At 69.2% G+C, this 23,096-nt stretch carries 16 protein-coding genes; 10 read left to right on the top strand and 6 right to left on the bottom strand.

The genetic code is table 11. The annotated features are described in order from the left end of the window. The 4 genes from QFZ47_RS01435 (at position 1) to QFZ47_RS01450 (ending at position 3,359) form a co-directional block, all read left to right on the top strand. Positions 1-366, top strand: a complete 366-nt coding sequence (locus QFZ47_RS01435; protein WP_307653921.1) for a hypothetical protein — start codon at positions 1-3, stop codon at positions 364-366. 26 nt (positions 367-392) lie between these two features. Further along, a complete protein-coding gene (locus QFZ47_RS01440; protein WP_307653922.1) occupies positions 393-1,187 on the top strand; it encodes a hypothetical protein in 795 nt (264 codons plus the stop codon). A gap of 400 nt (positions 1,188-1,587) precedes the next feature. Beyond that, on the top strand, positions 1,588-1,728 hold the full coding sequence (locus QFZ47_RS01445; RefSeq protein WP_307653923.1) for a hypothetical protein: 141 nt from the start codon (positions 1,588-1,590) through the stop codon (positions 1,726-1,728). A 98-nt stretch (positions 1,729-1,826) separates the two neighbouring features. Beyond that, on the top strand, positions 1,827-3,359 hold the full coding sequence (locus tag QFZ47_RS01450; protein WP_307653924.1) for a glycoside hydrolase family 25 protein: 1,533 nt from the start codon (positions 1,827-1,829) through the stop codon (positions 3,357-3,359). 268 nt (positions 3,360-3,627) lie between these two features. Here QFZ47_RS01450 and QFZ47_RS01455 read toward each other — a convergent pair whose 3' ends face one another. Beyond that, positions 3,628-5,025, bottom strand: coding sequence for an MmgE/PrpD family protein (locus QFZ47_RS01455; RefSeq protein ID WP_307653925.1), 1,398 nt, complete (start codon positions 5,023-5,025; stop codon positions 3,628-3,630). 74 nt (positions 5,026-5,099) lie between these two features. Between QFZ47_RS01455 and QFZ47_RS01460 the strand changes: the two genes are divergently transcribed. Continuing rightward, complete coding sequence (locus tag QFZ47_RS01460; RefSeq protein WP_307653926.1) at positions 5,100-5,972, top strand: MBL fold metallo-hydrolase; 873 nt, start codon at positions 5,100-5,102, stop codon at positions 5,970-5,972. 12 nt (positions 5,973-5,984) lie between these two features. Here QFZ47_RS01460 and QFZ47_RS01465 read toward each other — a convergent pair whose 3' ends face one another. Beyond that, positions 5,985-6,806, bottom strand: coding sequence for an IclR family transcriptional regulator (locus QFZ47_RS01465; RefSeq protein WP_307653927.1), 822 nt, complete (start codon positions 6,804-6,806; stop codon positions 5,985-5,987). A 172-nt stretch (positions 6,807-6,978) separates the two neighbouring features. On the opposite strand from QFZ47_RS01465, the gene QFZ47_RS01470 reads away from it, so the two are divergent. Genes QFZ47_RS01470 through QFZ47_RS01490 form a run of 5 tightly spaced genes read left to right on the top strand, consistent with a single transcriptional unit; the run spans position 6,979 to position 14,101 of the window. Beyond that, on the top strand, positions 6,979-8,457 hold the full coding sequence (locus tag QFZ47_RS01470) for an FAD-binding oxidoreductase (protein ID WP_307653928.1): 1,479 nt from the start codon (positions 6,979-6,981) through the stop codon (positions 8,455-8,457). A 15-nt stretch (positions 8,458-8,472) separates the two neighbouring features. Further along, positions 8,473-9,831 (top strand): adenylosuccinate lyase, encoded by a 1,359-nt coding sequence (purB, locus tag QFZ47_RS01475; RefSeq protein ID WP_307653929.1) that lies wholly within the window; start codon positions 8,473-8,475, stop codon positions 9,829-9,831. Positions 9,832-9,888: 57 nt separating this feature from the next. Then, positions 9,889-10,893 (top strand): tripartite tricarboxylate transporter substrate binding protein, encoded by a 1,005-nt coding sequence (locus tag QFZ47_RS01480; protein ID WP_307653930.1) that lies wholly within the window; start codon positions 9,889-9,891, stop codon positions 10,891-10,893. Continuing rightward, positions 10,890-11,759 carry a sulfurtransferase gene (locus tag QFZ47_RS01485; protein WP_307653931.1) on the top strand — a complete coding sequence of 290 codons (870 nt, stop codon included), beginning with the start codon at positions 10,890-10,892 and terminating at the stop codon, positions 11,757-11,759. The genes QFZ47_RS01480 and QFZ47_RS01485 overlap by 4 nt, the downstream gene beginning before the upstream one ends. Positions 11,760-11,782: 23 nt before the next feature. Beyond that, the gene (locus QFZ47_RS01490; protein WP_307653932.1) at positions 11,783-14,101 is read left to right on the top strand and encodes a molybdopterin-dependent oxidoreductase; all 2,319 of its coding nucleotides are present in this window, start codon (positions 11,783-11,785) and stop codon (positions 14,099-14,101) included. On the opposite strand, the gene QFZ47_RS01495 is transcribed toward QFZ47_RS01490, so the two are convergent. From QFZ47_RS01495 to QFZ47_RS01510, 4 genes are read right to left on the bottom strand one after another with little or no spacing between them, the layout of a single operon-like run. Then, positions 14,073-15,722, bottom strand: a complete 1,650-nt coding sequence (locus QFZ47_RS01495; RefSeq protein WP_307653933.1) for a serine hydrolase — start codon at positions 15,720-15,722, stop codon at positions 14,073-14,075. The genes QFZ47_RS01490 and QFZ47_RS01495 overlap by 29 nt on opposite strands. A 33-nt stretch (positions 15,723-15,755) precedes the next feature. Continuing rightward, positions 15,756-16,907, bottom strand: coding sequence for an autotransporter outer membrane beta-barrel domain-containing protein (locus tag QFZ47_RS01500; protein ID WP_307653934.1), 1,152 nt, complete (start codon positions 16,905-16,907; stop codon positions 15,756-15,758). Next, complete coding sequence (locus QFZ47_RS01505) at positions 16,825-22,008, bottom strand: beta strand repeat-containing protein (RefSeq protein ID WP_307653935.1); 5,184 nt, start codon at positions 22,006-22,008, stop codon at positions 16,825-16,827. The genes QFZ47_RS01500 and QFZ47_RS01505 overlap by 83 nt, the downstream gene beginning before the upstream one ends. A 47-nt stretch (positions 22,009-22,055) precedes the next feature. Next, positions 22,056-22,928 (bottom strand): sterol desaturase family protein, encoded by an 873-nt coding sequence (locus QFZ47_RS01510; RefSeq protein ID WP_307653936.1) that lies wholly within the window; start codon positions 22,926-22,928, stop codon positions 22,056-22,058. Positions 22,929-23,096: the final 168 nt, after the last annotated feature.

Here is a 23,096-nt window from a genome sequence, read left to right on the forward strand (position 1 = left end):
ATGCCCATCGTCAAAGCCAACAGCGGCAACCCCATCGCCGGCATCATCGTTCCCAATGCCGCCCAGCGAAACGCCTGCCAGAACGTGATCGCCCAACTCGTGTTCGCGGACCTGGGACGCGGGCCGGGCACGCTCCATACAGTGGGCGGGGCCCGCCTCGACATGCAGGGACACAACGCCGCGGGCGTCGCGAACCTGCAGGTGCAGATCGGCAACAGCACGGCCGCGTGCGCACTCGTCGCCGGGTCGATCCAGGCGATGGGCGACGCCGCCAACCAGAGGGGCGGGGCCGCCGCCGCCATCTCGGCGCTGAACCAGAGCCTCGACAGCGGCACCATCTGGAACGTCACGGGCTCCGTGCCCTGAGCGGCCCCATCAACCAGGAGAATGCCATGGCCATCGACAATGCGGCGACCTTCCTCGCCAACCCCCTGACCTTCATCGCCGGGTCACCGATCGTGTTGGACCAGATCGGGCAGAACATGCCGGGCGGGGCCTTCCCGCCGGTGAACAACCAGCGCTCGCGCTTCACCCTGAGCACCGGCGCACCCGGTGTGGCGCCGGCGCCTGGCAGCCTGCCGCGGCTGCGCATGCAGCCGGCCGCCGTGCCCGCGGGTGGCGTGGTGCCGCAGCCGCCCCTGGCGCCGCTCGCCACGCTCGACGCGTACTACTGCCATGCCGGCATTGGCGGCGTGGCGTTGAACGCGTTGCCCTATGTGGACATCCCTATCGCGCCCGGCCCGGCCGACGCGCACCTGCTGTTCACCACCGGCATGAACGGGTGCGCCCTCTTCGTGGCCAGCGCCGTCGACCCGGCCGCACCAGCCTTGGCGGCCGGCCACTGGCGCGTGTTGCACGACCCCTCGCACCGCAGCCTGGCGGCGCTGCACGCGGGCAACTACGTCATTCACTTTGCGGCCTATGTCGACGCCGTGCAGCCGGGGCCGGTACCGGCCGCCTGGGCCGCAGCGCCCATCGTCCGCAACTACAACCCCAACAACTACCCGTTCGCACTGCCGCCGCCGGCGATGCCGATGAACCAGCGCGTGATCACCAACTTCCTCTGGTGGGACGGGGCGCACTGGAACTTCGGCAGCAAGCACTACCACTTGCTGGGCGCGAGCCCGAGTCCCATCGACGCGCCGCCGGGTGCGGGGCCCAACAGCACGCAGAGCTGCGCGCTCTGAGTGGGAGCCACCGGCAGGGCCACCTGCCCGTGAGGCGCAACCAGACGACCGCACAGGAGCACCCGCTTCAGTTTTCCGCGTGAAGCGCAGCGATTCCCGGAGTGCGCACGCGGCTCCTCGGGTGGGCCGACAGCCGCCCACCTTTTCTTTCCACCACCCATTCGAAAGCAAGCCATGCCCCAAATCACCCTCGCCTCCATGCAGGACTGCATCAACGCCGCATTCGCCGCGTACGACCAGAGCCCGCCCCATTGGGCACCATCAACGTCACCACTACCAACAACGGCGTCGTACCGGTCACCTGCTGCATCCAGGCCGGCCAGGCGCTCTTCAACTGCGGAACGGACCCCACCGGAAACTTCACGCTGCCGGCGAACCAGGCAGGCAACCTGCAGGTCTGGTGCCGCATGCATCCCGGCGGCCCTACCGGCAACTGTCCTACGGCTTCCGCGGGCCGGACCCGATGCATCCGAACCAGGTCAACGTCACGTTGATCAACTGGAACGCCTTCATGTTCAATTTCCACGTCGTGCTGTCCTGAGCCCGGCAGGAACGCCAGCGTCCACGGCTTGATGCTCCATCGGCCAGGCGCTGCGCGTTCCCTCGAGTGACTCGGAGCCCGGCAACAGGAGACACACCATGCGTCGCTTCGACCCGCAGGAAATCGCTTGGCTGGAGTGCCTGGTGCTGGTGGCACGCATCGGACCCATCTCGGCCCCGGCCTTTCTGGCACGCCTGCATTTCAGCCGCGCTGCCGGACGTGCATTGATCCTTCAGCCACGCGGCCACTTCGGCTATTGCTACGTGCGGCCCGCACATCTGGCCACAGCCGATGCGGCCCGGGACGAGCGGCGTTCGCTGATGGCGCTGCTGCTCCTGCTGGCGTGGCTGCGACGCGAAGGCTATGTCGCGGTCGAACACGACGAGGGCGACGTGCCGCCACCCCTGCTGGTGGTCGGCGAGGCCTTCGACGCCGTGCGCCCCGAGCGCTCGCGCGTCGTGCTCAACGCGCAAGGCGACTACAGCTGCGAGCCGCACCAGGTGCTCAGTGCCCACGGCCAAGTTGCGTATGAGGGGCTGCGCCTTGAAGGCGATGCTTTCACGCTGGCCCGCGAATGGGCGCGCGGGACGCTGCATGCGTCTCTCGCGCTGGAAGAACTGCTGGCACTCGTGCGTCCAGCACCGCAACCTGCCCCTGTTTGCGCCCCGGTGGAAGCAGTGCATGCCAAAGCGCCAGGCGGCGGGTCTCGCACCATCGCCGCCGTTGCGCGGACCATGCTTCGTCTGAATGTGATGACCTGGCTGACCCTGTTGGTGTGCGCCGCCATTGCGGGAATCCAGCTGGGTGGCGCAGTCCATCCTGGCGAACGCACGGCCGGGCCTGGCCCCACGCCTGTCGCCGCAGTGCGCACGGCGCCTGTGTCCATGCAACAAGATTTGCCTGTCACGCATGGATCGGCGGCTTCCGTCAGCGCACCGACGCCGGCTGCCGCCGCGCCCACGCCTGCCCCCACCTCCACGGTCACGCCCGCATCGGCACCTGCGGGCCCTCTGTACGGCCTGGATGTGTCCAAATGGAACGGGAATTGGGTGGACCAGCTGAAAGGATCGCTGGCGGGCATCAGCTTCGTCTTCGTTCGCGCCAGCGATGGCCTGACCGCCGATGCCGCCTTCGATCGCCACTGGACCGCGGTTCGCAGCAACGGTTTGGTGCGGGGCAGCTACCACTTCTACCGCGTCGATATCGACGCCGACCAGCAAGCGCAGTTCTACCTTCGCATGCTGGGCGGCGCGTCCGACCAAGGGGACATCGCCCCCGCGCTCGATTTCGAAGCTGAAAGCTTCCCACTCGGTGCGCCGCCACCGAAGGAGAAGGTGCAGGCCGATCTGCTGCGCGCGCTGCAAGCGCTGGAGCGGCAGGGAGGTCGCGTTCCTATGATCTATACCAACTGGGACATCGGAACGAAATGGCTCGATGACGAGCGTTTCGCGCGCTATCCGCTATGGATCGCCGACTGGTCGCAACGCAATGCGCCGCGTCTGCCTGCGACCTGGGCGCAGCAAGGCTTTCGCTTCTGGCAACGCACCGATCACTACCTGCCCCCCAACGACAACAGGCTGGCCATGGACCTCGACTGGTTCATCGGCCACCACAAGGATCTGACGAGCTGATCGAGACCCATCAACTTCAAGGACATCCAAGACTTCATTCATTCCAGAAAAGACGGAGCGCCGTGCTGCTGCGGCCGCGTCATGTGCCGGTGCATTGTTGCTTGTGCTCGCTTTGAGCGCCTGCGGCGGAGGCGGCAATGACTCGAAGCGAAGCTCATCCGATCGATGTCCCGCAAGGGATGCTCACCTGACAACGCCGCATGTGAAGGATTCTTCGGACGGCTGAAAACGGAAATGTTCTACCTCGGGACTGGAAGGCCACGACCATTTAGGCTGCGCCGAAAAGCGCGTCGGCAGGCACACAGGGCAAAGCGTCCTGCGCCGCGTCGGTGAACCCCTCGCACCACGTCACCAGTGCGGCGGCCTGCGCATCGCCCATGGCGGGCACGAAGGTGCGCATGCGCTGCTGCAGGCCGACCCAGGTGTAGGGGTCTTCAGGATCGCCGCGGCGCAGATCGCGGTAGGCCGTGAGCTGCCGTCCATCGCGCAGCCCGACCGTCACACGGCTCGGGCGGCGCTGCGGAAACGCGCGCTGGAACTCCTCGTTCGGCAGCACCTGCATGCGCGCGGCCAGGGCGTGCAGCCGGGGGTTGTCGAGGTCGGGTGCCTCTGTGTCTGCAATACCGAGCGCGCCCTTCTCCAGCAGCACTGCCAGCAGGTAGCGCAGGCAGAAGCTGGCCTCGGCCGGCTTGGCAGGCCACTGCACGCCCGCGATCTTCAGCGCATGCGGAAAGATCTCGATCTCCATCGCCTGCACGTCGGCAGCGCTGATGCGATGTTCCTCGATCAATGCGCGCGTCGCGTCGAGCGGCGTGAACAGCATCGCGCACGCCGGCCAGGCCTTGATGGTGGTGGTGTGCAGCCGCTCGGGTGCATCGAGTCCTTCAGCGACGGCTGCCAACGGCCCCTCGCCCGCCAGCGCGGCGTACATGCCGCGCCGGCCGGTGAAGAAGGCGCGCGCGCCCGGCAGGCCGGCCCGTGCGGCAAAGGCTGCCGTCATGCCGTTGCGCACCGCGAACGCGGGATGCAGCGACTTGGATTCGTGCGCATCGTCGTCGACCAGCTGCCAGAGGCCGGCCGCCTGCGTCGCGGCGATGCCCAGCGCATGGTGCAGCCGCGGTGCGTCGAGCCCCATCGCCATGCCGGCCGCGGCGGCTGCGCCCACGGCACCGGCCGTGGCAGTGGCGTGGAACAGGCCCGCATGGCGCGCGCCCAGGGCTTCGCCCAAACGCAGCGAAACCTCATAGCCCGCCACGATGGCGCGTGCGGCGCGTTCGCGCGTCAGCCCGAGCGAAGACGCCAGCGCGAGCACCGGCGTGATGGCGACCACGCCCGGATGCAGCATCGCCGCGCGGTGCGCGTCGTCGATCTCGCGAAGATGCGCAATGCCGGCGTTGACGAAGCCGGCAGCCAGCGACGTGGCGCCTTCGGGCTTGCCGCCGAACAGCGCCGCCTTGCCCGCGCCGGGCATCAGCGCCTGTCCCAGGCCGCGCAGCGTGGCGGCCGCGGGCATGTCTTGCGCCGACCAGCCGGCCGTGAACCAGTCCAGCAGCGCCTGCGCGAGACGTGCGCGCGTGGCGGACGTCAATGACTGGGCTGCCTGATGGAACAGATGCGCCACCAGCGTGGATTCGGGCAAGTCGGTGGAGACGGAAGGTGCGACCACTGCAGTCTTCTGGTTTTATTGAATGAAATTGGTGTCATTATATAAAATGACTCGACTTGCGAGGAATTTGCCAAATGAGCCTTTCCATCCGTTCCTTCTTCGACGCCGCCACCGCCACGTTCTCCCACGTGGTCGACGACGGCGAAGGCACCTGCGCGGTCATCGACCCGGTGCTGGGCTTCGACGCGCATTCCGGCCGCACCGATGCGCGTCCGGCCGAGGCGGTGGCCGCGCACATCGAGGCGCAGGGGCTGCGGGTGCAATGGCTGCTGGAGACGCATGCGCATGCGGATCACCTGTCCGGCGCGCCCTGGCTGCAGCAGCGCTTCGGCGGCACGCTGGCGATCGGTGCGGGCATCACCCACGTGCAGCGTGAATTCCGCGGCGTCTTCAATGCCGGCGACATGGCCGTGGACGGCTCGCAGTTCAACCGGCTGTTCGCCGATGGCGAGGCCTTCGCCATCGGCCGGCTGCAGGCGCAGGCGCTGCATGTGCCAGGCCACACGCCGGCGGACGCGGCCTACCGCATCGCCGATCCGGCGGGCGGCCCGGACGCGGTGTTCGTCGGTGACACACTGTTCATGCCCGACCTGGGCACGGCGCGCTGCGACTTCCCGGGCGGCGACGCGCCCACCCTGTTCCGTTCGACCCGGCGCCTGCTCGCGCTGCCGCCGCAGACCCTGCTCTACCTCTGCCATGACTACCCGCCCGCGGGGCGAAAGGCCACCTGCATCACCACGGTCGCGGACCAGCGCACGGGCAACATCCACGTGCGCGACGGCATGCCCGAGGCCGACTTCGTTGCGCGCCGCCAGGCGCGTGACGCCACCCTGGCGCTGCCGGCACTGATGCTGCCGGCGGTGCAGGTCAACATGCGCGCGGGCCGCATGCCGCCGCCCGACGCCAATGGCACTGCCTACCTGAAGATTCCCGTCGACCGGCTGTGAGCCCCGCGGGTGTTACCGGCGCCAGTCGCGCGGCGGACGGCTGCTGAAGCCCTGCTGCAGCAGCGCCTTCTGCGCCACCTGCACGGCCTTGCGCTGGGCCGTGGCGCTCTGCCGCTGCGCGAGGCCGATCACCACCAGCGCGCCCTGGAAGGCGCCATCGCTGTCGAACACCGGCACGGCCACCGACGCGATCTGCGGCACCCGCTCCTCGCGGGTGATGGCGAAGCCGTCGCGCGCAATGGCCTGCGCATGCGGCGTGCTGCCGCCCGTGAAATAGCGCAGCACGTGCGACGACGAGCCGCCGGCCGAGAGCTTGAGCCGCGCGCCCACTTCCACATGGTGGCGCACCTCGTTGCTGCTGTTCTCGCGGTAGAGGCAGACGCGCTCGTCGCCGTCGCGCACGTAGAAGGCCACCGTCTCGCTGGTCTGCCGCATCACGTCCTGCAGGACCGGCTGCAGCCGCGAGCCGATGTCGAAGGTGCGCCGGTAGAGCATGCCCATGTGCAGCAGCGCCGGGCCAGGCGCGTAGGCGCCGTCGTCGAAGCGGTGGACCATGCGGGCGCGCACCAGCACGCCGAGCAGCCGCAGCAGCGTGGCCTTGTCCAGGCCCGTGCATTCGGCCAGTTCGCGCAGCTTCAGGCGCAGGCGGTCCTCGGTGAAGCATTCGAGGATCGACAGGCCGCGCTCGAGCACGCCGGAGGGCGGCTGCGGCGCACTGGCCTCCATCTCGGACGCCATCGCCTTCACGGGCGAGACAGCGTCCGATGCGCGCCGTGTCGTCTTGCGGGCCGGAGCCGCATCCGATGTCTTCTTCGAAGCTGGGGTAGATCTCATGGGTGCAGATTGTGTGCGATTGCCGCGTCGGGTCCGGCCCGGTTGACAGTGCGGTTCATGCCCGCCTAGAATTTTGTTTATTGAACTGTATTTCAATCAATGAAATACTGCAAATCAGTAGAAAACTATCCCTGCCTGGTGCCCGCTTGCCGGGCAGCTCATCCGCCTCTGCATGACCGTAACCATCGACATTCGCGCCGCCCCAGCCACCGACACGCTCGCCGAAACGCTGTCCGGCATCGTGGGCGCCGCCCATGTGCTGACGGCCGCCGCCGACATGGCCCGCTACGAGGCCGAGTGGCGCCACACCTACCCTGGCGCCGCGCGTGCCGTGGTGCGCCCGGCCAGCACCAGCGAGGTGTCGCGCGTGGTCGCGGCCTGTGCGGCGGCGGGTGTGCCCATCGTGCCGCAGGGCGGCAACACCGGCCTCGTCGGCGGCTCCACGCCCGACGATTCGGGGACCGAGATCGTGCTGAGCCTCGATCGCATGCGCGCCGTGCGCCGCGCGGATCCGCTGGACAACACGCTCACGCTCGAGGCCGGCTGCACCGTGCACGAGGCGCAGGCCGCGGCCGAGGCCGCGGGCCGCCTGTTCCCGCTCTCGCTGGCCTCCGAAGGCAGCGCCACGGTGGGCGGCGTGGTCTCGACCAACGCGGGCGGCGAGCAGGTCCTGCGCTACGGCAACACGCGCGAGTTGGTGCTGGGCCTGGAAGTGGTGCTGGCCGACGGCCGCGTGCTCGACCTGCTGGGCGCGCTGCGCAAGGACAACACCGGCTACGACCTGAAGCAGCTCTTCATCGGCGGCGAAGGCACGCTGGGCATCGTGACCGCCGCCACCTTCAAGCTCTTTGCCCGGCCGCGCCAGGTGGTCACGGCCTGGGCCGCGGTGCGCGATCCGCAGGCCGCGGTGGCGCTGCTGTCGCGCCTGAGCGATGCTGTGGGCGAGCGCGTGACCGCATTCGAGCTGATCGGCCAAGAGCCGCTGGAACTGGTGCTGCGCCACGGCACGCCCGGCATGCGCGCACCGCTCGGCGGCGTGGCGCCCTGGTCGGTGCTGCTCGACGTGTCCGAGGTCTCCGCGAGCCTGGACCTGCAGCCCGCGGTGGAGGAGGTGCTGGGCACGGCGATGGAAGACGGCCTGGTGCTGGATGCGGCGCTCGCCGCCTCCGACAGCCAGGCCCATGCCTTCTGGGCGCTGCGCGAGCACATTCCCGAGGCCCAGCGGCTGGAAGGCCCGTCGATCAAGCACGACATCGCCGTCGCCATCTCTCGCATTCCCGACTTCATCGACCAGGCCGGCGCGGCGCTGCAGCAGCTGATGCCCGGCATCCGCATCGTCTGCTTCGGCCATGTGGGCGACGGCAACCTGCACTACAACCAGGGCAAGCCCGCCGGCATGGCCGATGCCGATTTCCGTTCGCACGAGGAGGCGGTGCACGACGTCGTGCATGCCACCGCTGCGCGGCTGGGCGGCTCCATCTCCGCGGAGCACGGCATCGGGCGGCAGAAGCAGGCGGCCTTCATGCACTACAAGAACCCGGTCGCGCTGGCCGCCATGGCGCAGATCAAGCGCGCGCTGGACCCGGCCAACACCTTCAATCCGGGCCGCATGCTGCCGCGCGCGCTCCTGGACTCCTTCACCTCCCGCTAACTCACCAGGACCTCCATGCCCGTTTCCGTCTTCGACATGCAATCGCTCCAGCACCTCTGGGGCACCGATGAACTGCGCACCATCTTCGGCGAGGAGAACCGCATCCAGAAGTGGCTCGACTTCGAAGCCGCGCTGGCGTCCGCGCAGGCCGAGCTGGGCATCATCCCGGCCGCCGCCGCGAAGGAGATCGCGAGCAAGGCCAGGGTCGAGAACATCGACATCGCCGCGATGTCGGCCGAGATCCGCCGCATCAAGCATTCGCTGGTGCCGGCGCTCAAACAGCTGCAGGCAGCCTGCGGCAAGGAAAACGGCGAGTGGGTGCACTACGGCGCCACCACGCAGGACGTGGTGGACACCGGCGTCGCATTGCAGCTCAAGGAATTCCATGCGGTGGCGATGCGCGACCTGCAGGCCGTGGGCCGGGAACTTGCCCGCCTGGCCGCGGCCCACCGCGACACGCCCATGGCGGGCCGCACGCACGGCGTGCAGGCGCTGCCGATCACCTTCGGCCACAAGTGCGCTGTGTGGCTCGACGAGCTCGGCCGCCACCACGAGCGCCTGGTGCAGGCCGCACCGCGCGTGCTCGTGGGCATGCTGGCCGGCGCCGTGGGCAGCCAGGCCTCCCTGGGCCCGAAGGCGATCGAGCTCGAGGCGTTGATGCTGAAGAAGCTCGGCCTGGGCGTGCCCACGATCAGCTGGGCACCGGCGCGCGACCGCTTCACCGAATACACGGGCCTGCTCGCCATGCTGGGCAGCACGCTGTCGAAGATCGGCAACGAGCTCTTCAACATGCAGCGCAACGAGTTCGGCGAAGTCGAGGAAGGTTTCTCCGACGGCAAGCTGGGCTCGTCCACCATGCCGCACAAGCGCAACCCGACCTCGGCCGAGAACCTCGCGGGCCTCTCGCGCCCGCTGCGCTACAACGCCGCGATGATGGTCGAGGGCATGGTGCAGGAGGGCGAGCGCGACGGCATCGCCTGGAAGATGGAATGGAAGGCCCTGCCCGAGTGCTGCCTGATCGCCGGCGCCATGCTGTTCCAGGCCAGGAACCTGCTGGCGGGCCTCAAGGTGAATGCCGACGTCATGGCCGCCAACCTCGACCGGATGCGCGGCTACCTGCTGTCCGAACGCGTGATGCTGGAACTGTCGGAGCGCGTCGGCAAGCAGACTGCGCACGAATGGATCTACGAGGCCTCGATGCTCGGCATCACGCAAAAGCTGAGCTTCGCCGATGCGATGCGCCAGCACGCGGGCCTGGGCAAGCTGCTCGCCGACGACGAGATCCGCGACATGACGGACCCCGCGGCCTACCTGGGCCAGTGCGGTGCCTCGGTGGACCGTGTCGTGGCCGCGCAGGCGGGCTGGCTCGGCTGAATTGCGCCCCTGCGGGAGTGCACCTCCCGCTGCACGAACAAATACAGGAGACATGACATGCAGCACACCATCGCCCCGATTCGCCGCCGTCTGCGTGCCCTTGCCGCCCTCGCAGTGGCCGGCGCCGGCCTGCTGGCGCTGGCCGCACCCGCCGCCCAGGCCGCCTACCCCGAACAGCCCGTCAAGCTCGTGGTGGGTTTTCCGCCCGGCGGCGGCGGCGACCTGTACGGCCGGTTGATCGCCAACGCCATGGGCAGGACGCTCGGTCAGACCGTGGTCGTCGACAACCGCGCCGGCGCCGGCGGCAACATCGCCGCCGACATCGTGGCCAAGGCCAAGCCCGACGGCTACACGATCCTGCTGGCCATGAGCGGCAACCTGGCGGTCTCGCCCGCCATGAAGCCGCAGAGCCTTGCGTACAAGGTGCCCGAGGACTTCACGGCGATCGGCCTGATCCTGGAGGCGCCGCACGGCCTGTTCGTCAGCCAGGGTTCGCGCTTCAAGACGGCGCGTGAGCTGCTCGATGCCGCGAAGACGCAGAAGCTGAGCTTCGCCTCCACCGGCACCGGCGGCGCTGCGCACATCGGCATGGAAATGGTCAAGCAGAAGGCCGGCGTGGAGATGCTGCACGTGCCCTACAAGGGGTCGGGCCCGGCCATCACCGACATGATGGGCGGCCAGGTCGACAGCTTCTTCGCCACCGCATCGCCCCTGGTCGGCCAGGTGCGCCAGGGCCAGCTGCGGCTGCTCGCGATCACCGGTGAGAAGCGCAACCCGGCGATCCCCGAGGTGCCGACCTTCAAGGAGCTCGGGGTGAACGTGCCGGTGACGCAGTGGTACGGCCTGGTGGCGCCCGCCGGCACGCCGCCGGCGGTGGTGAAGCTGCTGTCCGAGCACCTCAGCCGCGCACTGGCGACGCCGGAAGTGCGCGATGCCATCCGCAAGGACGCCGCCACCGAGCACAACCTGTCGATGGAGCGCTTCCGCAGCTTCATCGTCGACGACATCGCCCGCTACAAGGCGGCCATCACGCCTGCGCTGATGAAGGAAATCGCCCAGTGAACCTCCTGACCTATGACACCCTCATTTCCGCCGCCCAGCTGGCCGACGCACTGCGCAGCCCGCATCCGCCACTGGTGCTGGACTGCAGCTTCGAGCTGACGAATCTCGATGCCGGCCAGCAGGCCTACGACGCGGGCCACGTCCCCGGCGCGTTCTATCTGCACCTGGAACATGCGCTCTCGGCCGAGAAGACCGGCCGCAATGGCCGCCATCCGCTGCCCGGCCGCGAAGCCTTCGCCCGCACCATGGCCGCGATCGGCGTGAGCAGCGACACCCAGGTGGTGGCATACGACAACGCCGGCGGCATGTATGCGGCGCGCCTGTGGTGGATGCTGCGCTGGGCCGGGCACCGCGCGGTGGCCGTGCTGGACGGCGGCATCGCGGCCTGGAAAGCCGCGGGCCACGCGGTGTCGGCCGAAGCCCCACCCGCGCGGCCGCGCGGCAGCTTCGCGCTGCGCGAACCGCTGGTCACGACGCTTTCCTACGACCAGGTGAGAGCCAACATCGAGAGTCGGCACAAGCTCGTGCTCGACGCCCGCGCCCCCGACCGCTTCCGCGGCGAGAACGAAACGATGGATCCGGTCGGCGGCCACATCCCCGGCGCAAGGAACCGCCTGTTCAAGGACAACCTGGACGCCGAAGGCCGCTTCAAGCCCGCCCACCAGCTGCGCGCCGAGTTCAACGCCATCACCGGCGGCCGGCCCGCCGCGGAGCTGGTCAACCAGTGCGGCTCGGGCGTCACGGCCTGCCACAACCTGCTGGCCATGGAAGTCGCGGACCTGAAGGGCGCGGCGCTGTACCCCGGATCGTGGAGCGAGTGGAGCGCGCAGCCCGGTGCGCCGATCGCCACCGGCCCGGCCGCCTGACCAGAAGCCTCGCAGACCCGCGCATGCCCACCTTCCATCCGCACAGCGCCCACTGGGGCGTGTTCTCCGCCGCATGGGACGGCCACGCGCTCGCGGTGAAGCCGCACCCGGGCGATCCGGATCCGAACCCGCTGATCGACAATTTTCCCGATGCGCTGCGCCACCGGGCACGCGTGACCACGCCCATGGTGCGCAAGGGCTGGCTGGAGCGCGGCCCGGGACCCGATCCGATGCGCGGCCAGGACGCGTACGTGGCAATGCCCTGGAACGAGGTGCTCGACCTGCTGGCCGCGGAACTGCGGCGCGTGAAGGAACGGCACGGCGCCGGTGCGGTCTTCGGCGGCTCCTACGGCTGGTCGAGCGCGGGGCGTTTCCACCATGCGCAGAGCCAGGTGCACCGCTTCCTCAACACCACGCTCGGCGGTTACGTGCGCTCGGTCAACAGCTACAGCGCCGGTGCCTCGGGCCCGATGCTGCCGCACATCCTCGGCTCGATGGAAGAGGTGGCGCGCCGCAACGTGACCTGGGAGCAGATCGTCGAACACACCGATGTCGTGCTGGCCTTCGGCGGCATGGCGCTGAAGAATTCGCGCGTGGCCTCGGGCGGCATCAGCCGCCATGTCGAGCGCAGTGCGATGCGCGAAGCGGCGGCGCGCGGCTGCCGCTTCGTCTGCATCAGCCCGCTCAAGAGCGACCTGCCCGACGAGGCGCAGTTCGAATGGCTCGCCGCCAGGCCCAACACCGACACCGCGCTGATGCTGGCGCTGGTGCACCAGATCGTCAGCGACGCTGCGCACGACCGCGAGTTCATCGCCCGCTGCTGCGACGGCTGGGCCGCGTTCGAGGGCTACCTGATGGGCCGCAGCGACGGCGTGCCCAAGAGCTGCGCCTGGGCCGCACCGATCTGCGACCTGCCGGCGCAGCAGCTCGTCGAGCTCGCGCGCTCGCTCGTCGGCAAGCGCACGCTGGTGGTCGTGTCGCACTCGCTGCAGCGCGCCGAACATGGCGAACAGCCGGTCTGGATGGGCGCGGTGCTGGCCGCGGCGCTGGGCCAGCTGGGCCTGCCCGGCGGCGGCTACAACTACGCACTGGGCACGCTGGCGCACTACGGCAAGCGCAACAACGCCGTGCCGGCGGCCGCGCTGCCCCAGGGCAGCAATAGTGTGAAGGAGTTCATTCCGGTCGCGCGCATCAGCGACATGCTGCTCCACCCGGGCCAGCCCTTCGACTACAACGGCCAGCGCCGGACCTATCCGCACATCCGCCTGGCCTACTGGGCGGGCGGCAACCCGTTTCACCACCACCAGGACCTGGCGCGCCTGGCCGAGGCTTTCCGCACCCTCGATACCTTCGTCGTGCACGAGATCGCCTGGACCGCGACCGCGCGCCATGCCGACATCGTGCTGCCCAGCACCATGACGCTGGAGCGCGAGGACATCGGCGCGACGCCCACCGACCCGATGGTGGTGGCGATGCACCGCATCGCCGAGCCGCACGGCCTGGCGCGCGACGACTACGACATCTTCTGCGAACTGGCCCGGCGCCTCGGCGCGCTCGAGGCCTTCAGCGAAGGCCGCACGACGCGCGAATGGCTGGCGCACCTGTTCGAACGCACGCGCAGCGGACTCGAGGAACTGGGCCTCGACGCGCCGGACTTCGAGACCTTCTGGCAGCGCGGCGAACTCATGCTGCCGCAGAAGGGCGACGACGGTGGCATGCTGCGCGCCTTCCGCAACAATCCCGCCGGCGCACCGCTGCCCACGCCCAGCGGCAAGGTGCAGATCAGCTCGCCCGCCATTGCCGCCTTCGGCTACGCCGACTGCCCGGGCCATCCGGCCTGGCTCGCGCCGAAGTTCGCGCCGACCGCCGAGCATCCGCTGTGGCTGGTCGCCAACCAGCCGCACACCAAGCTGCACAGCCAGCTCGATTTCGGCGCGCACAGCCAGGCCAGCAAGCGCCGCGGCCGCGAGGTCTGCACGCTGCACCCGACGGCCGCCGCGGCGCGCGGCATCCGGGAGGGCGACATCGTGCGGCTCTTCAACGAGGTCGGCGCCTGCCTGGCCAGCGCGCACCTGAGTGCCGGCATGCGCGAGGACGTGGTGCAACTGCCCACCGGCGCCTGGTACGACCCGGCAGTGGACGACCAGGGCCGCCCGATGTGCGCGCATGGCAACCCCAATGTGCTCACGCGCGACATCGGCACCTCCTCACTCGCGCAAGGCTGCGCGGGCCAGCTCAGCACGGTGCAGATCGAACGCTACGACGGCGCGCTGCCGCCGATCCGCGCGTTCGAGCCGCCGGTGCCGCACCGGTTCATCGAATCTGGACCGGCGTCCTCGTGAAAACGCCGCGCGTCGTGTCCTCGGCGTAGAACTCCATCTGCACGCTGTCGGACAGGCCCGAGACGCCGGGCCTGAAATCGATCCTCGAAATGGACCCCGGCGTGGCACTCTCCCCCGACAGGTCGATGACGAAGGTGTTGCCGCTCCAGTGGCGCAGCGCAAAGGTCTTGCCGCCGCCCGGCCCCATCTTCAGGATCAGGCCGTTGCCGGCGGTTTCCACCACCGCATTGCCGTAGTAGTTGTTGGCATAGATGCCGGTGTAGGCGTTGCTGCCCAGCGGCGCCACGGGTTGCGCCGGCGGCTGCTGGCCGGCCAGCGTGCCCTCGGGCGCATACAGGCCCTGCATCAGGGGCGCGTAGGCCTCGTACCAATCCCGCGTGAGCGCACCGAACTCGACCAGGTCGTCGAAGGCGGCATTCATGGCCTCGGCGGCGCCCACCGGCGCCGCATTGGTGAGCGTGACGATGCCGACGCCCGCCGACGGAATCATCGAGAAGGCCGTGCCCGCCCCCAGCAGGAAGGCCCCCGAATGCGAGAGCTTGACCCGCCCCGACGGCGAGGTCCCGACATTGAAACCGTAACCGTAGAAGCCCGCGCGCTCGTTCGGGTTGTGGGATGGCGACGAAACGATCTGTGCGCTGATCGCGGGCAGCAGGGCCTCGGCCTTGACCACCGGGCGCCCCTGGAAGCTTCCGTGCTGCAGGACCATCGACATCCAGCGCGCCATGTCATTGGCGCTGGCGCTCACGCCACCGGCCGGCGACTGCGCATCGGGGTCCCGCTGGTACTGTGCCTGGTAGCCTGCCTCGGTCTTCACATGGGGTGACGCGCGGTTGCCGCGCTGCATGAAATCGGCGAAGCGGGAACTCGTCGACACCATGCCCAGCGGCTGGTAGAGCGTGCGCTCGGACAGCGTCGCCCAATCGAGCCCGGCCGCCGTGGCCGCCGCTTCGGCCCCGGCCGTCAGGCCGAAGTTGGTATAGGCGTACCGGGTTCTGAAGCCATCGAGCGGCACGTAGCGCAGGCGATCCAGCATGTCCCGGCGTCCGTAGCCCAGGTCTTCGAGCTGGTCGCCGACGTGCGCCGAGAGCCCCGAGCGATGAGCGAAGAAATCGCCCACCGTCACTTGCTGCGTGATCCAGTCGTCCGACAGCCTGAAGCCGGGCAAGTACGCAGCGACGGGCGTGTTCCAGGACACCACGTCTCTGCCCACGAGCCCCGCCACCACGGTCGCGCCGACGGACTTCGACAGCGACGCGAGCTGGAACACGGTGTCTGCATCGACCGGCTCGGGCGAGCCGACCGTTCGCACTCCGAAGCCCCTGGCGTACACCGTCCGGCCGTCCTTCACCACGGCCACGGCCATGCCCGGAATGTTCGAGCGGCGCATGATGTCGGCCGCGAACTGGTCGAGCTTCGCCACGGCGGCATCGATCTGTGCCGGCGGTATGGCTGTCGCATAGGTCTCCGAGGGCGACGCGGCCGCAACCGGCACGGAGCTGGCGGCCGCCGGCACGAACACCACCGGGCCATCGCTGCCGCCGGCGCAACCGCCCAGTGCCAGGCCGACACCCAGGACGGCCGTCATCCACCCCTTGCGGACCGTATCTCTTGCAGTCATCGAATCTCCAGATGTCGTTGCACCATCGCGTTGTCAGAAATGCCTGGCGAGCCGGAGCGTCGCGCTCTGATCGACGTAGCCCCTGGCGCCGCGCCGGCGGTATTCGGCGCGCAGTTCCCAGCCGGCCCGCGTCAGAAGCTCGAGGCCGAAGGTCGTGTCGCCATAGACCTTCGGCAGGGAGGTCGTGATCTGGAACGGCTCCATCGGAAACTCCGCCAGACCGACGCGCGCCTTGGCATCGCCGTTCATCACGGAGCTGACGCCCAGTGCCAGATAGGGACGCAAGATGTCTCCTGCCAGATCGATGCGTCCGCCGACCTCGGCGCTCAGCGTGGCCATCGCCGAGGTGCGCCCGGTCGAGCGGTAGGCCAGATCGAGGAGGCCGGCGCCGGCTTCGCGGTAGGCCGCGCTGTGGTCGTAGACGACGTCGAGGTCGGCAAAGGGCTTGAGGTACCAGTCGCCGAAGGTGATCTGGTTGGAGGCGCGGACACGGCCTCCCAGGAACCAGGCATCCGGCTTGCCCGTGGCGGTGCCGGAGTATCCGGACAGGACGATGCGGCGCTTCAGGGTCGAGTGCTCGGCGCCGCCGAACAGCGCGCCGGCGAATTGCCAGCTGCCCACCTGCCGTTTCAACGTGATGCCGCCTTGCAGGCTGTCGCTGGCGGCCGTCACGGTCTGGTCGCTCGACGTGGTGTTGGTGTGCGCATAGTTCAGCGAGCCGCCCAGGAACCAATCGGACGCGATTCGCTTCTGCGTTCCGACCTGGTAGGTGACCTGGCGGCTGCGATAGCCGACGTCCTCGCTTGTGGTCGCGCGGTCGGTGTTCGCGCCGAGCACCCGCCCCCAGGAGCATTCGCCTTCGGCCAGCCGGGTGCTGGCGCTCTCGCTGAAATACGGGCAGCTCATCAGCCGGTTGAGGAACGCATAGTTCTCCTGGCTGCGGCCGCTCGCGCGCGCCAGGGAGACGTCGGAGGCGACGGTGCCGAGGGCGCGCAGGTACGAGGGCGCATCGGCAATGCCGGTGAACGTGCCGAACAGCGGCGCCGCCTTGACACTGCCCGTGTTCCACAGGGTTTGCAGGTGCCCGGCCACGGCGGCCTGATCACCGTTCAGCGCGATGCCCGGTGGCATGAAATTGGCATCGACCGAGACCAGCACATCGTGCCTGTCTTCGCTGATCCGCAAGGGGTAGGAGAAGACGGGCGATCGGTCGGCCACGGCCAGCGCGACCGAGTAGTAAGGGAACACCGGGTCCGAATGGATGATCGTCAGCCAGGTGCCGCGCACCGGGTTGTGGGTGAGCGGCGTGACGGTGCCGCCGAAGTAGGAGGCCTCGCGGGTCGAAAGAACGTCGCTCCTCCTGTTGGCGAAGTCGAGATCGGCGGCGTAGGTGCCCGTCGAGGTCTGGTTGAACTTGCCGTAGGTCAGCCGGGTGGTCGTGAAAGCGCCGGGACCGCCGGGGCTGATGGTGCCGGCATTGTTCAGGACGCCCCAGGCGATGTAGAGCTTGTCGCCGCTCTGGAAGGTGGCGCCCGCATGATTGTTGAAGGTACTGGCAAGGCCCGATCCTCGTCCGATATCGATATTGCCGGCGATCGATCCATCGTTGTCGACCACCGGTTTGCCGGTCGGACGCGATCGCCGTTCTGGCAGAGACGATGCCGGCGTTGCGGATGGTGGCGACATCCGTCGTGATGGCCAGGATGCCGATGCCTGAATCGGCATTCGCGGCCACGCTCGCGCCCTTGTCGATCGAGATGGCGACGGCACTTCCCTGCAGCGCATCACCTGCGGCCGTGCTGCCCATGCTGATCGCCGCGATGGCCGGCGAGTTGACGCCCATTGCCGACACCGCCGCGCCGGCGTGAAGGTTGACCGCCACGGGCCCGCCGGCATTGACGGGTGCCGAGGTATTCGAGCGCACCGGGGTGCCCAGGAAAACGCCGCCATCCTTGAACACAGCGCCGCCGCCCAGGCTCATGGCAAGGATGGCAGGCGCATTCGCGCCCGTGGTGGCCACCACGGCGCTCGGCCGATGAACGCAGGAAGCGCCCGACGCACAGCCTGCATTCACCGTCACCTGGCCGCCGGCGCCCACGCTGGCAGCGGCGCCGAAACGCTGCACCATGCCAAACGAGTAGTCGACCGCAGCGGCATCGCCTGCGATGCCGCCGCCACCGCCAACGCTCTGCGCCAGGACGCCGATCGCGCCGTCGCCCGTTGTCTTCAGCACGCCATTGGCCAGGACATCGACGGCGCCCCCATTGCTCGTGTCGAGCGGAAAGACCTGGGAGGTGCCGCCCGACTGGGCACCATGCAGGACGACCGTGCCGGGCCGCGTCGCCAGACCGGCGATACCGCCGCCGCCGCCCACGCTTTGCGCCACGATGCCGTGCGCATCCTGCCCGGAGGTTCGAAGCGTGCCATCGAGCGTGACCGTTGCCGCGCCGCCGGCGCCGGAGGACATGCCGCTGCCGCCGAAGGTCAGCGCCGTCGCTCCGCCATAGGCCTGGTCGGCACTGGTCAGCACCGCGTAGCCGCCGCCATTGCCCACGCTTTGCGCCAGCACGCCGAAAGCCAGGCTGCCACTGGTCGTGACCGCGCCGCCGGCAGCCACCGTGACGGTGACCTTGCCGCCATTGGCGGGCGTGCCTAACTGCCCGCTGGTGGCGCCGAGGCTCACGCTCGGCGTGTCGATCAGGGCCTGCGCCTGCCGGCCGAGTGCAAGGCTCGCGATGCCGCCACCGCCGCCCACGCTCTGCGCCATGATCCCGTGCGACAACGTGCCCGAGGTCGTGAGGGCGCCGTTCACAGCCACCGTGACGTCGCCGGCGTGGACATCGGGTTTCGATCCGAACAAGCTCGACCTGCTCAGGTTCCCGCCGAGCACAATGCCGGGCGATTGCGCCTGATGGCCGGCTGCCAGGCGCGTCGCGTCGCTGCTCTCGATGCTGACCGAGGCCACCCCGCCGCCGCCGCTGATGCTTTGCGCAAGGACGCCGATCGAGTTGCTGCCTTGCGTGTCGATGGTGCCGCCGGTCGTGACGCTGACCGTTCCACCGCCCATCGTCGCGGGTTCGGAAAAGACAATGGGGAAGGTCTTTGTCGCGCCCAGTCCGATCGATGGCGGGCCGCCGGAAAAACCGCCCGCGCCGACGAAGTAGGTCGAGACGTCGGCCGTGCCGCCGCCCCCGCCGATGCTTTGCGCCAGGATGCCGGGTGAGCTGTTGCCCTGCGTCGAGATGCGGCTGGTGGCGGCGGAGGCATCGACCGTGACGCCGCCGCCGTTGCCGCTGGCGCTATCGCCGCGGCCCACGCTGACGGAGAGGTTCTTGCCCAGGGACAGGCCGTGGCTTGCCAACAGGTCGAGGATGGTCGTGATCTTGTCGAGGATCTGCGGCGCGTCCGCCCCGCCCTGCTGCCGGACGACGGCGTCCAGGCTCTGGTCCGCGACCGTGCCGGTGCCGCCGCCGCCGGCGATGCTCTGTGCCAGCATGCCCGGCGAAGCGAAGCCGCTGGTGGCAACCTTGCCGGTGTTGGTGAGGCTTACCTGCCCGCCATCGCCGCCGCCGCCACCACTGCCGCCGACCGCGACGTTCACCCCGATGTCGGGCGACAGCGAAAAGGCCCCGCTCACGCCGCCGGCAGCCGCCGCCAGCATGCTGTCGATGCTCGCCAGCAAGCTCGAGACGCCTGCAGAGTTGATCGCGCCGCCCTGGCCGCCGCCACCGGCAATGCTCTGCGCAACCAGTGCCGGTGCGCTGCCGCCGGCGGTGCTGACGAGGCCGTGGTTGTCGATCCTCACGTCGCCGCCGTTGCCACCGGCACCGCCGCTGCCGCCGACCCGGGCATCCACGGCCACCGTGAAGGAGCCCAGCGTGAATCCGCTGGGGCCCTTCTCGAGCCATTGCGCCACCTGCGTCACGGCCTCGAGGAATGCGCTCGGCGACCCCAGTGCCGGAGAGAAGGATCGCGCAGTCTCCTGCCGCACCGCGCCGCCGCTGCCGCCGCCCCCGCCGATGCTCTGCGCGAGAACGCCGATCGCCTGGTCGCCGCTGGTGGTGATCCGGCCCGCGGCCTGGTTCGTGATGTGGACCGTGGCCCCGGCACCGGCTCCTGCGCCGCGGCCTCCGACCGTCAGGCCGAAGCTGAGCGAAAAATCGGAGGCCCCGATCGTCGTCGGGCGCAGCGGCGCCGCCGCGGTGCCGCCGTTGCCGCCACCGCCGGCGATGCTCTGCGCCAGAATGCCGTAGGCCCTGGCGCCCGTCGTCGTCAGCTGGCCGCTGGTGTCCAGCGTGATCGCGCCGCCGTTGCCGCCCGTTCCGCCTGCGCCGCCGACGGTGTGCTGGATGCTGACCGTGCCGCTCGGCAGATCGCCCAGCACCGGCGCAATCGTGGCTTGCGTCGAATCGGCGAAGGCGCCGTTGCCGCCACCGCCGCCGATCGCCTGCGCCGTCACCGCGTTGCTGAGCGAGCCCGCTGTGCCGACGCTGGCGTCCTGGCGCAGCGTGATGCCCAGGCTCCCTGCCGAGCCGCCGTTGCCGCCATTGCCGCCCACGCTCACTGCAACGTCGAACAGCACGCCGGCGGACACCGCGTGGGCCAGGCCGCCCTGGCCCCCGCCGCCGCCGATGCTCTGCAACACCAGGCCGGACGAGGCGGCGCCGCTGGTCGCGATCGGGCCGGATGCCGCCAGCGTGATGTTGCCGCCGTCGCCGCCCGCGCCGCCGCGGCCGCCGACCGCCATGGCGCCGACCACGCCCGTGCTGTCGGCCTCGCCGCCGGAGCCACCGCCCCCGCCGATGCTTTGCAGCAGTACCGCCGCGCTATGGTCGGCACCGGTCGTGATGCTGCCGCTGCTGTCGACGCTCAGGACACCGCCCTTGCCGGCATTGCCGCCGTGGCCGCCCCCGACGTAGAAGATGCCGCCGCTGGTGGCGGCCGCCCCGCCGCCGCCGCCGACTGCGTGGGCAAAGATGCCCGTTGAATTCAGTCCCGATGTCGCGATCGATCCGCTGTGGGTGACCTGCACGGCGAGCGCCCCGGTGCCTGCGCCGGAACCGCCGTTGCCGCCATGCCCCGAGGCGCCGTCGGCGCCGCCGACGCCACCGCTGCCGCCGATGACCGTCGCGGTGATGCCGTTCGAGGCGGCACCGGTCGTCGAGATGGCGCCCGAGTTGTCGACAGTGACCCCGTCCGGTGTGCCACCGGCACCGCCCGGATGGCCGTCGCCCCAGGAGCCGTCGCCGCCGTTCGAACCGTTGCCACCGATGCTGGCCGCCAGGATGCCCGGCGACACCGCCCCGCTGGTCGAGATCCGTGCGCCGCTGGTGACGGTGACACGGCCGGCCGCGCCGCCATTCGCGGCCGCCACGTCGACCGGACCATGGCCGTCGTCGGCGAGGGGAGAATTGTGCGCGTCGCCGCCGATCGCTCGCGCCAGGATGCCCGCCGTTCTGTCGCCGCTGGCGGTAATGGTTGTTCCGTCGGCCGCCGTGACGAAAACATTGCCCGCGGCCCCGCCTCTGCCCGCATTGCTGTGGCCGCCGAAATCACCGGTGTGCAAGCCGGTTCCGCCCTGGCCGCCGAGCGATTGAGCGGCGATACCGGCGCCCAGTTCGTTCGGGTAGCCGCCGGTGCCCGAGGCTCGCACCGAAATCGCGGCACGGTCCGTCAGCGTGACCCGGGCCTCATAGCTTTGGCCGCCCACACCGGCATCCCGCCTGCCGCTGATCGTCGGAACCGCACTCTCTTGCCCGTTGCCGCCGATGGACTGCGCCAAAACGCCATAGCCGATGCCAGAGATGCGCGAGCCCGAGAGATTCAGGGAGACGGTATGGCCGTCCGCGCCATTTCCATATCTGGCTCCATCCGCCCATTTGCCGCCATCGCCCCCCTTCGAAAGGGCGACGATGCCCGCACCGGCGGTGCTCACGATGGTGCTGTTTTCGATCGTGTAGGCGATGAGGCGGCTGTAGCCGCCATTGCCGCCCCAGTGGTTCTGGCTGCTGTCGAACTCCTTGCCGTTGCCGCCATTGCCGCCGCTCACGTCGACCGTGATGGCCGCACCGGTGGCCCTGACATCGAGGCCCGACTGCGTGAGGATGAAATTGTCCGTCGCAGCGCCGCCGTCATGGCCGTTGCTGTCCTTGCAGCAACCGCCGTCCGCACCCCGCCGATCCCAGAAGATCGCGCCCGTCTGCCCGGATGCCGGTTGGCAAAGCCCCCACCAGGCCGCGCCCGTCCACACGGCCAGTGCGAGCGCCCGCGCCCTCGGCTTCGCCATGCCCGGACGACCGCCTGCGGCACTGCGATCTGCGTGTTGGCAGCCCGTCACTTCGCGGCCTTGCGCGCCTGGCGCGTGGTCTGGGAACTGCCGTCGGGGCTCCAGCCCGGCGGCTGCAAGAGATAGCCGGCAACGTCGGACAGGCTGCGGGCCTTGCGCAGGTCGCTGGCAATGCCGGCCCATTCATGGAAGGCTATCCGCACCGGGTTGAAGGTCTCGATGTTCTTCGTCAGGCCGAACCGCGGCGTGAAGGTTTCCAGCGCAAACGAGCCGAACAGGCGGTCCCAGATCATCAAGGTGCCGGCGTAGTTCTTGTCGAGGTATTCGAAGTCGCTGCCGTGATGCACCCGGTGGTGCGACGGCGTGTTGAACACGGCCTCGAAGCCGGCGGGCATCTTCTGGATCGCCTGCGTGTGGATCCAGAACTGATAGATCAGGCTCGCCGACTGCATGAACAGGATCATCTTGGGATGAAAGCCCAGCAACGGCATCCAGGCCCAGAACAGGAACGAGCCGCTGACCGTGCCGGTCCAGGTCTGGCGCAAAGCCACCGAGAAGTTGTATTTCTCGGAGGAGTGATGCACCGAATGCGAAGCCCAGAACCAGCGCACCTCGTGGCTGAAGCGGTGGAACCAGTAGTAGCTGAAGTCGTCCGCCAGAAAGCACAGCACCCAGGCCCACCACGCCGCGGACGGTATCGTGAAGAAGCGGTGCGCATAGAGCCAGCTCAGGAACACCAGCATGACGCCCGCGCTGACCAGGGCGATTGCCAGATTGCCCATCGCCAGCAGCACGTTGGCAGCGGTGTCGCGGCTGTCGTAGAGCCCGCCGCGCACCCTGAGGGAGTACACGACCTCAGCCACCATCAGCAGCGCAAAGGCCGGGAAGGCGGCAAACATGATGTTGGGGAGATCGTTCATTTCCACTGCGCATGAATCAAGCGGCGAGCTTAGTCAGCACCATGCAACACGGAAATACCCGGAAACAAGTAGATGCTATACAACAACATCCAGGAATCCATATGCGACGCGACAGGTTTTCAGGCGCCGCACAGGTCTGCGAAAAGCAAAGTGACTTTCTTCACTTAC

It is taken from the genome of Variovorax paradoxus (genome assembly GCF_030815975.1).
Lineage (GTDB): Bacteria > Pseudomonadota > Gammaproteobacteria > Burkholderiales > Burkholderiaceae_C > Variovorax > Variovorax paradoxus_N.